This is a genomic window from Serratia sp. Sp408 (assembly GCF_057180665.1).
Genome location: NZ_JBXUFT010000028.1, coordinates 1 through 408, shown reverse-complemented (window position 1 = coordinate 408; position 408 = coordinate 1). Strand labels below are relative to the sequence as shown.

The following is a 408-nucleotide window of genomic DNA, read 5'->3' as shown; positions in this document are numbered from 1 at the left end:
CCCCCGACGTGGTGCTCACCGCGGAGGAGAAACAGGTCTGGGCACCCCTTCCGCCCAACCGCTCGGAAGTGCCCGTGCTCCTCTACCACGGCATCGGCCCGGCGAGCGACTTCTCCGACCCGGCGGACGCGTCCTACGGGATCGAGTTCGACGACTTCGCCAAGCAATTGACGTTGATCAAGCACGCCGGCTACCAGACAATCGACCTGCCGACCTTTCTGCGCTTCGTCCAGGGAGACCCGGTCGACCTTCCCCCACGGCCTCTCCTGCTCACCTTCGACGATGCCCGAGCGGATTCGTGGACCGGCGGCGACGGCATCCTCCAGGAGCTTGGCTTCAACGCCGTGATGTTCGTTGACGTCGGCCGCGTCGAGGACCGCAGCCCCGAATACCTGACCTGGGAGGAGC

At 66.2% G+C, this 408-nt stretch carries 1 protein-coding gene; it reads left to right on the top strand.

Annotated features, from left to right (window positions below; translation table 11 throughout):
* Nucleotides 1-408: polysaccharide deacetylase family protein (locus AC2AXP_RS22685; protein WP_484381994.1), on the top strand; the 408-nt coding region annotated here is incomplete at both ends.